The organism is Burkholderia sp. Bp8963, from assembly GCF_003854275.1.
Lineage (GTDB): Bacteria > Pseudomonadota > Gammaproteobacteria > Burkholderiales > Burkholderiaceae > Burkholderia.
On the sequence record NZ_QTQP01000039.1, the window covers coordinates 62211 to 75499 of the forward strand.

Genomic DNA, 13289 nt, shown 5'->3' on the forward strand with positions numbered 1-13289 from the left:
TGAATAATTGTGAATCCACTCATCGCTCGGAGAGAATCATGGACCTGGCGGCGCTGGCGATTTTCCGGGCCGTCGTGCGCGAGAACGGCGTCACGCGCGCGGCGGCGAAGCTCAATCGCGTGCAGTCGAACGTCACGACCCGCATCAAGCAGCTCGAGGAGGAACTCGGCGCGGCGCTGTTCGTGCGCGACGGCCGGCGGCTCGTGCTGACGCCGGCGGGCCGGACGCTGCTGCCGTATGCGGAGCGCCTGCTCGCGCTCGCCGACGAGGCGCGCCACGCGGTGCGCGAGGACCACCCGCGCGGCCGCCTGCGGCTCGGCACGATGGAGAGCACGGCTGCGAGCCGCCTGCCCGGCGTGCTCGCCCGCTACCACCAGGCCTGGCCGGACGTCACGCTCGAGCTCGTGACGGGCACGACCTGCAGCCTGATCGAGCGGGTCCGCGAATTCGAGATCGACGCCGCGCTGGTCGCGCGGCCGCCTGCGCCGGTCGAGCTGCCGGACACGTTCGACGTGGTGCCGATATTCCGCGAGGATCTGCTGCTGCTCACGCCGCGCGGGCATCCGCCGGTGCGCACGCCACGCGACGTGATCCTGCCGACGCTGATCGCGTTCGAGCGCGGCTGCACGTACCGCGCCTACGTCGAGCAATGGTATGCGGCGCACGGCGTGAAGCCGGCGCGTGTGCTGGAGCTCGGTTCATATCACGCAATCGTCGCGTGCGTCGCCGCTGGAGCGGGCGTCGCGGTCGCACCGCGCTCGGTGCTCGACCTGCAACCGGAAGCCGACAACGTGACGCTGCACGCGGTGCCCGAGTTCGACGGCATCGACACGCTGCTCGTGTGGCGACAAGGCCATGCGTCGGCCGCGCTCGACGCGCTGCAGGATGCGCTCGTCGCGGCGGCACGGGGCACGCAGGTGGAGGCCGCTGCGGCCGGCGCGCCGCCACGCGCGACGCCGGTTCCTGCGTGAAGGAAGGGGTCGCAACACGTAGACGCAAAACGGCCCGACCGGCAATTGCCGGTCGGGCCGTCGTCATCTTGCTATCGCGACGCCCTTGCGGGCGCCGCCGCTGACATCAGAGCCGCTCTTCGACCCAGCCCTTGACGCCCGCAAGCGCCGCCGGCAGGTTCGCCGGCTCGGTGCCGCCTGCCTGCGCCATGTCCGGACGGCCGCCGCCCTTGCCGCCGACCTGCTGCGCGACGAAGTTCACGAGCTCGCCGGCCTTGACCTTCTTGCTCGCATCGGCCGTCACGCCCGCGATCAGGCTGACCTTGCCGCCTTCGACCGCCGCCAGCACGATCGCCGCGCTCTTCAGCTTGTCCTTCAGCTTGTCGACCGTCTCGCGCAGCGTCTTCGCATCGGCGCCGTCGAGCGTCGCGGCCAGCACGTGCACGCCGGCGATTTCGACGGCCTGCTGCGCGAGCTCGTCGCCCTGGCTCGATGCGAGCTTCGACTTCAGCGCGCCCAGTTCCTTCTCGAGCGACTTCACCTGGTCCTGCACCTGCGCAATGCGCTGCGTCAGTTCCGACGGCTGCGCCTTCAGCGCGGCTGCCGCTTCGTTCATGCGCGCGTCGAGGTCCTGCACGTAGCGCACCGCGTTGTCGCCGGTGATCGCCTCGACGCGGCGGATGCCGGCCGCGACGCCGCCTTCGACGACGATCTTGAAGAAGCCGATGTCCCCCGTGCGGCTCACGTGCGTGCCGCCGCACAGTTCGCGCGAGAAGCCGAGGTCGAGCACGCGCACTTCGTCGCCGTACTTCTCGCCGAACAGCGCCATCGCACCGCCCTTCACGGCTTCGTCGTACGGCATCACGCGCACGATGCCCGGCGCGTTCGCGAGGATTTCATCGTTGACGATCCGCTCGACACGGCGGATCTCGTCGTCGGTCAGCGGCGCGTTGTGCGCGAAGTCGAAGCGGGTCTTGTCCGCATCGACGAGCGAGCCCTTCTGCTGCACGTGCGAGCCGAGCACTTCGCGCAGCGCCTTGTGCATCAGGTGGGTCGCCGAGTGATTGCGCTGGGTGCGCGCGCGGCGATGCGCGTCGATCTCGGCGCGCAGCACGTCGCCAACCTTCAGCGTGCCCTGCTCGAGCGTGCCGTGGTGGCCGATCACATCGGCCTGCACCTTCAGCGTGTCGGCCACCGCGAAGCGCGTCGCGGCATTCGCGAGCACGCCCTGGTCGCCGACCTGGCCGCCCGATTCCGCGTAGAACGGCGTGTGGTCGAGCACGACCACCGCGTCCTGGCCGGTCTTCACTTCATTGACGGACGAACCGTCGACATACAGCGCGACGACCTTCGCGTCGTCGAACGCGATTTCTTCGTAGCCGTGGAACGTGGTCTTCGCGCCCGTGTATTCGAGGCCCTGCGTGGCCTTGAACTTGCCGGCCGCACGGGCCTGCTCGCGCTGGCGCGCCATTGCATCGTCGAACGCCGGCTCGTCGACCGTCATGCCGCGCTCGCGGCACACGTCGGCCGTCAGGTCGAGCGGGAAGCCGTAGGTATCGTGCAGCTTGAACGCGAGCTCGCCGTCGAGCACCTTGCCGCCCTTGCCTTCGACCTCGGCCAGCGCGCCTTCGAGGATCGACATCCCGTGCTCGATCGTCTCGAAGAAGCGCTCTTCTTCCTGGCGCAGCACGTCGGTCACGCGCTGTTCCGCTTCCTTCAGTTCCGGATACGCGACGCCCATCTCGGCGACGAGGTCGGTTACCAGCTTGTGGAAGAACGAACCCTTGCGGCCGAGCTTGTAGCCGTGGCGGATCGCGCGGCGCACGATCCGGCGCAGCACGTAGCCGCGGCCTTCGTTGCCGGGAATCACGCCGTCGACGATCAGGAACGAGCACGCGCGGATGTGATCGGCGATCACCTTCAGCGAGTTGTTGTTCAGGTCGCTGATTTCAGTGACGCGCGCGGCGGCCTTGATCAGGTTCTGGAACAGGTCGATCTCGTAGTTGCTGTGCACGTGCTGCAGCACCGCGGCGAGACGCTCGAGGCCCATGCCGGTGTCGACCGACTGCTTCGGCAGGCGCGTCATGTTGCCCTGCGCGTCACGGTTGAACTGCATGAACACGAGGTTCCAGATCTCGATGTAGCGGTCGCCGTCTTCCTCAGGCGACCCCGGCGGGCCACCCCACACGTCCGGGCCGTGATCGTAGAAGATCTCGGTGCACGGGCCGCACGGGCCCGTGTCGCCCATCGTCCAGAAGTTGTCCGACGCGTAGCGCGCGCCCTTGTTGTCGCCGATCCGGATGATCCGCTCGGTCGGCACGCCGACTTCCTTCGCCCAGATGTCGTACGCCTCGTCGTCTTCCTGGTAGACGGTGACCCACAGCTTTTCCTTCGGCAGCTGGTAGACCGTGGTCAGCAGTTCCCACGCGAACTTGATCGCGTCCTGCTTGAAGTAGTCGCCGAACGAGAAGTTGCCGAGCATCTCGAAGAACGTGTGGTGGCGCGCCGTATAGCCGACGTTCTCGAGGTCGTTGTGCTTGCCGCCCGCGCGCACGCTGCGCTGCGCCGTCGTGGCGCGCGAGTACGGACGCTGGTCCGTGCCGAGGAACACGTCCTTGAACTGGACCATGCCCGAGTTCGTGAACATCAGCGTGGGGTCGTTACCGGGCACGAGGCTCGACGAACGGACGATCGTGTGGCCCTTCGATTCGAAGAACTTGAGGAATTTCTCTCGGATTTCGGCAGCTTTCATGGCGTGCGGGGAATGTCTGGCTGAGACGGCTTCAAACGCCGGCCGTCCTTGCGGACGCACGGCGGCAAATATCGTAAACGATCGATTATACGATACAGACTGCCGGCCACAGACGGCGGTCTCGCGCCCGCGACCCGCGTGCCCGGCCGGCCGCGCGAGCCAGGCGGCTCGGCGATTTGGCCGGCCCGGCTGGGCCACTCGCGCGAACGTTTCGCCTTAAGATGCTCGGCATGCCAATTCGCCTTGCGCGGCAAGGTCAAATCATGAAAGGAGACGAACCGACGATGGGAGCCCTCAGCCATATCCGCGTGCTGGACCTGACCCGCGTGCTCGCGGGCCCGTGGTGCGCGCAGACGCTAGCCGACTTCGGCGCCGACGTGATCAAGGTCGAGCGCCCGGGCGCCGGCGACGACACGCGCCACTGGGGGCCGCCGTACCTGAAGGACGCGAACGGCGCGGACACCGCCGAGGCCGCCTACTATCTCGCCGCGAACCGCAACAAGCGCTCGGTCACGGTCGACATCGCGACGCCCGAAGGCCAGCGGATCGTCCGCGAGCTCGCCGCGCAGTGCGACGTCGTGCTCGAGAACTACAAGGTCGGCCAGTTGAAGAAATACGGGCTCGACTACGAATCGCTGCGCGCGGTGAAGCCCGATCTCGTCTACTGCTCGGTCACGGGCTTCGGCCAGACCGGCCCGTATGCGCACCGCGCGGGCTACGACTTCATCATCCAGGGCATCGGCGGCTTCATGAGCATCACGGGCGAGCGCGACGGCCAGCCGGGCGGCGGCCCGCAGAAGGCCGGCGTCGCGATCGCCGACCTCGCGACGGGCCTCTACTCGACGATCGCCGTGCTCGCGGCGCTCGCGCACCGCGACCGCACGGGCGAAGGCCAGCACGTCGACATGGCGCTGCTCGACGTGCAGGTCGCGCTGCTCGCGAACATGAACACCAACTTCCTCGCGAGCGGCCAGCCGCCCGTGCGCTGGGGCAACGCGCATCCGAACATCGTCCCGTACCAGACGTTCCAGACGAGCGACGGCTGGATCATCGTCGCGGTCGGCAACGACGGGCAGTTCCGCAAGTTCGTCGAGGCCGGCGGCCGCCCCGAGCTCGCCGACGACGAACGCTTCGCGACCAATCCCGCGCGCGTGCGCCACCGCGACACGCTGGTGCCGATCCTCGCGGAGATGGTGAAGACGCGCGGCAAGGACGCGTGGATCGGCGTGCTGGAAGCGGCCGGCGTGCCGTGCGGGCCGATCAACGACCTGGACGAGGTGTTCGACAACGAGCAGGTCGTCGCGCGCGGGATGCAGGTCGAGCTGCCGCATCCGTGCGGCGCGAACGTGAAGCTCGTGCGCAATCCGATCCGGATGAGCGCGACGCCGCCCGAGGTCCGCTCGGCCCCGCCGCTGCTCGGCGCGCAGACCGACGACGTGCTGCGCGAGCTGCTCGGCTACGACGACGCGCAGCTCGCGGAACTGAAGGCAAAGCAGGCGATCTGACGGCGCGCGGCCGCGGGACGGCGCGCATCGTGTGGATCGCACCCGGCATCCGCGGTGTGAGCGGCAGGTGGCAGGTGGCAGGTGGCAGGTTCTGGCAGGGTCCGTCGACGGTCGTTGCGTTGTTGTGATCGGTCGACGGACTGTCGCACATCCGTTCCTCCCTGATGCTGCCTGTCCAGACACGAATCATCGGAAGGATGTGCGTCGGCGGCGGAGCCCCGCCGCCGTCAGTCAGCGAACGTCAGCGCACGCCGGCGCCGACGAGGCCGCCCGCCGCGGCGCCCGCGACCGTGCCGACCGGGCCGCCCGTGATCAGGTAGCCGAGCGCGCCGCCTGCGGCCGCGCCGATGCCGGCGTTACGTTGCGTATGCGTCATCGCGCATGCGCCGAGCTGGGACAGGGCCGCGACGATTACCGCGGTGCGAACGAGAAAGGTGGTCTTCTTCATGGTTCTTGAGGTCCTCCGGCCGCACGGATCGCGTACGGCGGCATTGAAACGAGTGACCCATCATAGAAAGCGCCGAACGGCCCGGGCAATCCGATTTACGTCGTGTTACAGCAGACACAATGTCGAGATATTGCAGGCGATGCGCCGCTTCGCACGCGACACGCGGCGCGAGCCGCGCGGGCCGGACCCCGGTCAGGTAGAATTGCGGGATTAAACCGGCGCAGCACGCGCCGATCCAAACCTGACTCCATCCGCATGAGCACCGAACGCAACGACGCCCCCGCGGCTTCCAATTTCATCCGCAACATCATCGACGACGACAACCGCACCGGCAAATGGGGTGGCCGCGTCGAGACACGCTTCCCGCCCGAGCCGAACGGCTACCTGCACATCGGCCACGCGAAGAGCATCTGTCTGAACTTCGGCGTCGCGCGCGCGTACGGCGGCGTGTGCCACCTGCGCTTCGACGACACGAACCCGGAAAAGGAAAGCATCGAATACGTCGACTCGATCGTCGACGCGGTGCGCTGGCTCGGCTTCGACTGGCGCAAGGACGCGGTCGACCATCAGTATTTCGCGAGCGACTACTACGACAAGCTCTACCAGTTCGCCGAGCTGCTGATCCAGCGCGGCAAGGCGTACGTCGACAGCCAGAGCGCGGAAGAAATGCGCGCGAACCGCGGCTCGCTGACGGAAGGCGGCAAGCCGTCGCCGTATCGCGACCGCACGCCGGAAGAGAACCTCGACCTGTTCCGCCGGATGAAGGCCGGCGAGTTCAAGGAAGGCGAGCACGTGCTGCGCGCGAAGATCGACATGGCTTCGCCGAACATGAACATGCGCGACCCGGTCATCTACCGGATCCGCTATGCGCACCACTACCGCACCGGCGACGCATGGTGCGTGTACCCGATGTACGACTACACGCACTGCATCTCGGATGCGCTCGAAGGCATCACGCACTCGCTGTGCACGCTCGAGTTCGAGGATCACCGTCCGCTGTACGACTGGGTGCTCAACGAGCTGGCCGACGCCGGCGAGTTCACGCGCCCGCTGCCGCAACAGATCGAATTCTCGCGGCTGAACCTCACGTACGCGATCACCAGCAAGCGCAAGCTGCTGCAGCTCGTGACCGAAGGCCACGTCGACGGCTGGGACGACCCGCGGATGCCGACCATCGTCGGCGTGCGCCGCCGCGGCTTCACGCCGGAAAGCATCCAGCTGTTCTGCGAGCGGATCGGCGTGACGAAGGTCGATTCGTGGATCGACATGAGCGTGTTCGAAGGCGCGCTGCGCGACGACCTCGACGACAAGGCCGCGCGGACGGCCGCGGTGCTCGATCCGTTGAAGCTCGTGATCGACAACTATCCGGAAGACCTCGAGGAGCCGTGCACGGCGCCCGTGCATCCGCACCATCCGGAGCGCGGCCTGCGCACGTTCCCGATCTCGCGCGAGCTGTGGATCGAGCGCGAGGACTTCGTCGAGAATCCGCCGAAGGGCTATTTCCGCCTGTTCCCCGGCAACAAGGTGCGGCTGCGCTACGGCTACGTGATCGAATGCACGGGCTTCGACAAGGATGCGGACGGTAACGTGACGGCCGTGCACTGCAACTACTTCCCGGACAGCAAGTCGGGCACCGAAGGCGCGAACAGCTACAAGGTGAAGGGCAACATCCACTGGGTGAGCGCGAAGCATGCACAGCCGGCCGAAGTGCGGATCTACGATCGCCTGTTCAAGGAGCCGCATCCGGACGCGGGCGGCGCGAACTTCCTCGACGCGCTGAACCCCGATTCGAAGAAGATCGTCCACGCATACGTCGAGCCGGGCGCCGGCGACGTCGCACCGGAGACCCATCTCCAGTTCGAGCGGCACGGCTACTTCGTCGCGGACCGCGTCGATTCGAAGCCGGGCAAGCCCGTGTTCAACCGGATCGTCGGGCTGCGCGACAGCTGGGGCAAACCGGCCTGACGGCGCGCAATGCCCACGCTGCGCGGCACGCCGCCGCGCAGCGCGTAACCGATAAAAAAACCGGCTTTCGAGCCGGTTTTTTATTGCGTGCCTATTGCCTGCCTATTGCCTGCCTATTGCCTGCCTATTGCCTGCTGCGGCGATCAAGCCGATCAAGCGCCCGGCAAGCGCCGGTGCAGATCCGCGAGCTGCAGCTTCGTGCGGAACAGCCGCGCGAGACTGCGGCTCGCGTATGCGTCGATGTCGCCGGGCGCGGTCCAGCGGTATGCGTCCATCTCGGGAATCATCGAGCCGTCCCTGCGGCTCGGAAACAGCGACGTGCAGATGCAGCGTGCGGGATCCACTTCGTCGTCGGCGATACGCACTGCGAACAGATGCAGGTCCTTGTCGTGCCGGTACGCGAAGCGGCCGAGATCGACGAGCCGCGCGGGCGCGAGCGCGATGCCGGTTTCCTCCAGCAACTCGCGCAGCGCCGCCTGCAGCGGCGACTCGCCGGGCTCGCCCTGCCCCTTCGGGATGTCCCAGTGCGTCGTGTCCGTCGCATGTGCGAGGAACACGCGCCCGGCCCCGTCGAGCATTACGACGCCGCACGACACCGTGCGCGGCGTACCGTGCAGTCTCATCGCCGCAGCCTCATCGCCGCCTAACGAACGTTCGCCCGTCGCTCAGCGCTTCTGCAGTTGCCACTTGCCCGCTGCGGTCTTGCAGTAGACCGGCTTGAGCGTAACCGTCTGGCCCTTCGCGTCGATCTGGGTCGTGATCTCGCGGCAGGTCTTGCCGTCCTTCTCGGCCGTCGCGGGCGTGAGCTTCGCGTCGATCTGCGCGCGGCCGCCGCTGTTCTGCCACGTCTCGGTCTCGCCGTCCTTGCCTTCGTCGCGGACCTTCTGCACGGCCTTCGTCAGCGACGCGAGGTCGGCCTTGCTGAAGTAGCTGAGCGGCGTGTCGTTCAGGAAGTTCAGGTTGTTCTGCGCCTGCGCGGGCAGCATGGCGGCGACACACGCGGCGCCGGCCAGCACACGCGCGATGACGGAAAGGGATGCACGCATCGACATGTTGTTCTCCTTGACTGATCGATCGAATGGCGTGGCGCGAACCACGGTGCGCCACGCCCGTCAGCCCGCGAGGATAGCATGCGAGCCGCGGCCGGCGCCTCCTGGGGGCTGGTCACCCTAGCGCTTCGCCTGCGTCGACGTGGCCTGATATCCGTCGGTCAGCGTGTTCAGGAACGCGATCACGTCCTTGATCTCGGCCTCGTCGAGCGCTGGCTTGTCGCCCGGCTTGCGGTCGAACGGCGGCTCCCGGTTGATGTTGGTCCAGTAGCGCCGCGGCAGGTCGTCGAACTTCTGCACCTTGCCGTGCACGACCGGATAGAACTTCTCCGGATGGATGTCGCGCTCGGCGTAGAAACGCATCACGTCCTCGAGCGAGTGATAGACGCCGTTGTGGAAGAACGTCTTGCGCGTCGCGACGTTGCGCAGCGACGGCGTGCGGAACAGGCCGCAGAATTCGTCACGGCCCTTCAGGTCGGTGCGCTCCGGGCCGCATGCGCCGAGATCGTGGAAGCGCGGGTCGCGGTTCACGGGCAGCGCACGGTTGCGCGGCACGCCGACCGCGATCAGCCCGAAATCGCTGAACTGCGGCGGGCCGCCTTCGAGCGTGCGCTGGCTCACGTGGCAGCTCGCGCAGTTGCCCTTCTGCTCGTCGTTGAACAGCTTCAGCCCGCGCAGCTCGGCGGGCGTGAGCTGCGCGCGGCCGGCCAGGTACGCGTCGTACTTGCTCGTGTACGGATCGAACAGCGCCGGCTGCTGCTGGAACGCGTCGAGCGCACGCAGCACCGCGTCGAAGGTCGCCTGGTCGTTGGCGAGCACCTTGTCGCCGAACGCGTTGCGGAACGCGTCCGCATACGGCGCCGCGCGGACGGCCTTCGCGACCCGCGCCGGCGAGCTGCTCATCTCGAACGGCGACGTCAGCGGAATGCGCGCCTGTGCGTCGCGCGTGTCGACGCGGCCGTCCCACGTGAGGCCGCCCGTCGGCCCCGCATCGATGCTCTCGTCGCCCTCGTCGGGCGAATCGTGGAAATGTTCGCTGAACGGAGGAATGCCGCGCAGGTATTTCAGCGACGGCACCGCACGGAACCCCGTGCGATGCATGTCGTCGCCGCCGAGCTGCACGGATAGCGCGTTCGGCGGCCCGAACGCGTGTTCGGGGCTGTGACACGACGCGCATGCGAGCTTGCCGGACCCCGACAGCGACGGATCGAAGAACAGCTGCTTGCCGAGCGCCGTCATCTGCTTCACGCCCTCGAACACCTGCGCGCGCGTCTGCGGCTGGCTGGCTGCCGCGACCGCGGGCGCGGCCTGAGCGGCCTGCACGACTTGTGCGCTCGCGCCGGGTTGCGCATCACAGCCCGCGAGCGCCGCAAGCCCGGCGGCCAGCGCCAGCGTCGCCGCGGCATGGATCAACGATCGCGCGGACGCGAAGGATGTCGAGTTGCAGTGCATCGTCGTTCTTCTTGTAGCGGTGGGAAATCGGGGTGGGAAATCGGCCGGAGCTTATGTCAGTTCCGTGACCAGTGCGTGACGATCAACCGACAGTCAATTGAAAGCGTCCCTACACCCGCCTGTCAAAACGGTTCCAGATAATGCGCGCAGCTTTTGGCGCACATCGGTCGCGATTCGCGCGTCCCGCGCCAGCTCCACCACCATCCGGTTCCCACACGCGACAACAAAGAGAGAGAACGACGCATGAAGAAGCACGCCTGGATTCGCTATACGCCGATCGCCCTCGCGGCGGCCCTCAGCCTGACGGCCTGCGGCGGCGACGACGTCACGCAGCAAGGCCTGTCGGCTGTCAAGAACGTGGTCGTGATCTACGCGGAAAACCGCAGCTTCGACAACCTGTACGGCAATTTCCCGGGCGCGAACGGCGTGCAGAACGCGACGACCGCGAACTCGGTGCAGAAAGATCGCGACGGCTCGACGATGCCGACGCTGCCGAAAATCTGGGGCGGGCTGACCGCGACCGGCATCACGCCGGCGGTCACCGAAGCGATGACGGCGAACCTGCCGAACGCACCGTTCGCGATCGACGACCCGAAGGGGTTCAACCAGTCGATGAACATCGCGACGCGCGACATCGTGCACCGCTTCTACCAGGACCAGATGCAGATCAACGGCGGCAAGAACGACATGTACGCCGCATGGACCGACGCGGGCGGCCTGACGATGGGCCGCTACACGGCGGATCCGACCAAGCTGCCGCTGTGGAAGATCGCGCAGCAGTACGTGCTCGCCGACAACTTCTTCATGGGCGCGTTCGGCGGCTCGTTCCTGAACCACCAGTACCTGATCTGCGCGTGCGCGCCGCTCTATGCGAACGCGAGCACGAGCCCGGCGGCCGGCAAGATCGCGGTGCTGAACGCGGACGGCAAGTCGCTGAAGGTGGCCACGAACTCGCCGGCGTCGGCCCTCAGCGGCCCGCCGAAGTTCGTCAATGACGGCGCGCTGACGCCGGACTTCTACGCGGTCAACACGATGCAGCCGCCGTACCAGCCGAGCGGCAACAAGGCGGCCACGGGCGGCGATCCGCTGCTCGCCGATCCGGCCAACGCGTCGACGATGCCGGCGCAGACGGCGACCAACATCGGCGACCTGCTGACCAACGCGGGCGTGTCGTGGGCGTGGTATGGCGGCGCGTGGGGCCAGGCGCTGCAGGCGAGCCAAAGTGGCACGTCGAACGTGATCTACGGCGCGGACCTGTCGACGCCGAACTTCCAGCCGCACCACCAGCCGTTCAACTACTTCGCGAACCAGGCGCCGGGCACCGCGAGCCGCGCGCAGCACCTGCTCGACGGCGGCGCGAACGGTGCCGAATTCATCAAGGCGATCGACGCCGGCACGCTGCCTGCGGTTGCGTTCTACAAGCCGCAAGGCAACCTGAACGAGCACCCGGGCTACACGGACGTCACGTCCGGCGACCAGCACATCGCCGACGTGATCGCGCACCTGCAGGCAAGCCCGCAGTGGAAGAACATGGTCGTGGTCGTTACCTACGACGAGAACGGCGGCTTCTGGGATCACGCCGCGCCGCCCAGCGGCGACCGCTGGGGCCCGGGCACGCGCATCCCGGCGCTGATCGTGTCGCCGTTCGCGAAGAAGGGCTTCGTCGACCACACGCAGTACGACACAGGCTCGATCCTGCGCTTCATCACGCGCCGCTATTCGCTGCCGCGCCTCGCCGGCCTGCAGCAACGCGACGACGCGTTGAAGGCGAACGGCGCGCAGCCGATGGGCGACCTGACGAACGCGCTGCAACTGGCGCCCAACCTGTAACGGCACACGGGCCGGCGCAGCACGCCGGCCCGCATCGCGCGGCGCGTCCGTCCGGGTTGCCGCAACGGCGGCATGATCACCGGCTTGGCGCGCCGCGCTCCCGTTTCATGCAGTTGCGATGCCACCGCCTTCGAGCGCAGTGGCAAGGATCATCGCTCGCGCATTCAATGGCGCCGGGCGCCCGCTCGGCCTGAAGATCGCGTCACCGCTTGCGATCGTCGCTCCCGACAGCACGCAGACGCCCGAACGCGACGCGCGAGCTGCCCGCCATTTCTGTTCGCCATAGTGCGCACGTCCGGATTCCACCCACCGCACCAGCAGCAGCGCGTCCGAACGCTCGAGGACCTGGACGTGCGGACGGGCTGCCGGCTGGCGAGCCGGGTCGAGCGCCGCGGCAAGAATCATCGCGTGCGCCCGCGCCGGCGCGCGGCCACCCGGGCTGAAGATGGTGTCGCCGCACACGATCTTCGCGCCGGACAACGCGCACTGACCGGAGCGCACTGCACGCCCCGGCTTCCAGCGCTGTTCATGGTGGCCGAAAGCGCCGGGCTCGTGCCAGCGCACGAGCAGCACGTCATCCGAATACGCCAGTACCTGCACCCGTGCACTCATTCGACGTCACACGCTGCACGATCTTCTGACGGCCGCCGCGATCCCGCGAACGGCGCGTCGCGCTCCGGTGAACCGGCTCCTACCAGCCATACTTGAGCTCCAGACCTGCATAGTCGGCGTTGTGCCCACCCGCCTGCCGGATCGCGTCGCCAACCTGGAAATGCACGGCTTCGATCGAGCCGATCAGGTTCGCCGCAATCGTCCAGTCCGCACGCAGCTGCACATACATCCCCGTCCACAGCCCGCCTTTGCCGGCGGTGCCCGGCACGGCCTGATTCGCCTGCTGATAGACGGCGTCGCCAGTCGTCTCGCGCCACTGGAAGCCGAGCGCGCCGAGCAGCGACAGGTTCGCCGACGGCTTGAGCGTGACCGACGGCTTCACGTGAATCAGGTTCGCATAGCCCGTATACCCGGCAAGCGTGAAGTAGTAGCCGTTCGGAAACAGCGAGTTGAAGGTCTCGACCCGGCCGTCGTGCGGATGCCGGTCGCCCGACGCGGCGTCGACCTGCAGCGCGACGCGTGGCGACCACGGCATGTCGAGCTTGTAGCCCGCGATCGAGCCGACCGCCCACGCGCCGATCGTGTCGCGGCCGACCGTACCCGTCTGCAGCATCGCTTCGATATCCCAATCGAAGCGGCCGCGCGTGCCGGAATAGCGCAGGTCCCACACGTCGCGATGCTCGGGGCCGCTCGCATCGATGAAACGCGCTTTGTTGCGGTTGTAAC

General features: G+C 67.6%; 11 protein-coding genes and 1 pseudogene. 4 read left to right on the plus strand and 8 right to left on the minus strand.

The genetic code is table 11. The features are described from left to right. The first annotated feature begins 38 nt into the window (after window positions 1-38). On the plus strand, window positions 39-971 hold the full coding sequence (locus tag DID96_RS27240) for a LysR family transcriptional regulator (RefSeq protein ID WP_124602344.1): 933 nt from the start codon (window positions 39-41) through the stop codon (window positions 969-971). A gap of 106 nt (window positions 972-1077) precedes the next feature. Here the strand turns inward: DID96_RS27240 and alaS are convergent, their stop codons facing one another. After that, entirely contained in the window at window positions 1078-3702 is a 2625-nt protein-coding gene (gene alaS / locus DID96_RS27245) for an alanine--tRNA ligase (RefSeq protein ID WP_124602345.1), read from the minus strand. 284 nt (window positions 3703-3986) lie between these two features. Between alaS and DID96_RS27255 the strand changes: the two genes are divergently transcribed. Beyond that, the gene (locus tag DID96_RS27255) at window positions 3987-5207 is read left to right on the plus strand and encodes a CaiB/BaiF CoA-transferase family protein (RefSeq protein ID WP_124602346.1); all 1221 of its coding nucleotides are present in this window, start codon (window positions 3987-3989) and stop codon (window positions 5205-5207) included. Between the two features lie 241 nt (window positions 5208-5448). Here DID96_RS27255 and DID96_RS27260 read toward each other — a convergent pair whose 3' ends face one another. After that, window positions 5449-5655, minus strand: a complete 207-nt coding sequence (locus DID96_RS27260) for an ornithine acetyltransferase (protein WP_076475992.1) — start codon at window positions 5653-5655, stop codon at window positions 5449-5451. A 255-nt stretch (window positions 5656-5910) separates the two neighbouring features. Between DID96_RS27260 and DID96_RS27265 the strand changes: the two genes are divergently transcribed. Next, complete coding sequence (locus DID96_RS27265) at window positions 5911-7620, plus strand: glutamine--tRNA ligase/YqeY domain fusion protein (RefSeq protein WP_124602347.1); 1710 nt, start codon at window positions 5911-5913, stop codon at window positions 7618-7620. Window positions 7621-7772: 152 nt separating this feature from the next. Here the strand turns inward: DID96_RS27265 and DID96_RS27270 are convergent, their stop codons facing one another. From DID96_RS27270 to DID96_RS27280, 3 genes are all read right to left on the minus strand, one after another. Continuing rightward, window positions 7773-8243: an NUDIX hydrolase gene (locus DID96_RS27270; protein WP_124602348.1), complete on the minus strand. Its 471-nt coding sequence runs from the start codon at window positions 8241-8243 to the stop codon at window positions 7773-7775. 42 nt (window positions 8244-8285) lie between these two features. Beyond that, window positions 8286-8672: an RT0821/Lpp0805 family surface protein gene (locus DID96_RS27275; RefSeq protein ID WP_124602349.1), complete on the minus strand. Its 387-nt coding sequence runs from the start codon at window positions 8670-8672 to the stop codon at window positions 8286-8288. A 117-nt stretch (window positions 8673-8789) separates the two neighbouring features. Continuing rightward, window positions 8790-10121 carry a cytochrome-c peroxidase gene (locus DID96_RS27280; RefSeq protein WP_124602350.1) on the minus strand — a complete coding sequence of 444 codons (1332 nt, stop codon included), beginning with the start codon at window positions 10119-10121 and terminating at the stop codon, window positions 8790-8792. A gap of 243 nt (window positions 10122-10364) precedes the next feature. On the opposite strand from DID96_RS27280, the gene DID96_RS27285 reads away from it, so the two are divergent. Next, window positions 10365-11951, plus strand: a complete 1587-nt coding sequence (locus DID96_RS27285) for an acid phosphatase (RefSeq protein ID WP_185732371.1) — start codon at window positions 10365-10367, stop codon at window positions 11949-11951. 105 nt (window positions 11952-12056) lie between these two features. On the opposite strand, the gene DID96_RS39085 is transcribed toward DID96_RS27285, so the two are convergent. The 3 genes and pseudogenes from DID96_RS39085 to DID96_RS27295 form a co-directional block, all read right to left on the minus strand. Beyond that, window positions 12057-12356 (minus strand): DUF3331 domain-containing protein, encoded by a 300-nt coding sequence (locus DID96_RS39085; RefSeq protein ID WP_260464017.1) that lies wholly within the window; start codon window positions 12354-12356, stop codon window positions 12057-12059. Continuing rightward, window positions 12348-12563, minus strand: a pseudogene (locus DID96_RS39090) (DUF3331 domain-containing protein); the annotation flags it as partial. The gene DID96_RS39085 and the pseudogene DID96_RS39090, both read right to left, overlap by 9 nt. Window positions 12564-12642: 79 nt before the next feature. Continuing rightward, the coding region (locus DID96_RS27295) for an alginate export family protein (RefSeq protein WP_185732372.1) at window positions 12643-13289 on the minus strand (647 nt) is incomplete at its 5' end.

Excerpts from the sequence above, each read along its gene's own strand:
- DID96_RS27240 (WP_124602344.1), top strand. The coding sequence starts at position 39 with ATGGACCTGGCGGCGCTGGCGATTTTCCGGGCCGTCGTGCGCGAGAAC.
- alaS (WP_124602345.1), bottom strand. The coding sequence starts at position 3,702 with ATGAAAGCTGCCGAAATCCGAGAGAAATTCCTCAAGTTCTTCGAATCG.
- DID96_RS27255 (WP_124602346.1), top strand. The coding sequence starts at position 3,987 with ATGGGAGCCCTCAGCCATATCCGCGTGCTGGACCTGACCCGCGTGCTC.
- DID96_RS27260 (WP_076475992.1), bottom strand. The coding sequence starts at position 5,655 with ATGAAGAAGACCACCTTTCTCGTTCGCACCGCGGTAATCGTCGCGGCC.
- DID96_RS27265 (WP_124602347.1), top strand. The coding sequence starts at position 5,911 with ATGAGCACCGAACGCAACGACGCCCCCGCGGCTTCCAATTTCATCCGC.
- DID96_RS27270 (WP_124602348.1), bottom strand. The coding sequence starts at position 8,243 with ATGAGACTGCACGGTACGCCGCGCACGGTGTCGTGCGGCGTCGTAATG.
- DID96_RS27275 (WP_124602349.1), bottom strand. The coding sequence starts at position 8,672 with ATGTCGATGCGTGCATCCCTTTCCGTCATCGCGCGTGTGCTGGCCGGC.
- DID96_RS27280 (WP_124602350.1), bottom strand. The coding sequence starts at position 10,121 with ATGCACTGCAACTCGACATCCTTCGCGTCCGCGCGATCGTTGATCCAT.
- DID96_RS27285 (WP_185732371.1), top strand. The coding sequence starts at position 10,365 with ATGAAGAAGCACGCCTGGATTCGCTATACGCCGATCGCCCTCGCGGCG.
- DID96_RS39085 (WP_260464017.1), bottom strand. The coding sequence starts at position 12,356 with ATGATTCTTGCCGCGGCGCTCGACCCGGCTCGCCAGCCGGCAGCCCGT.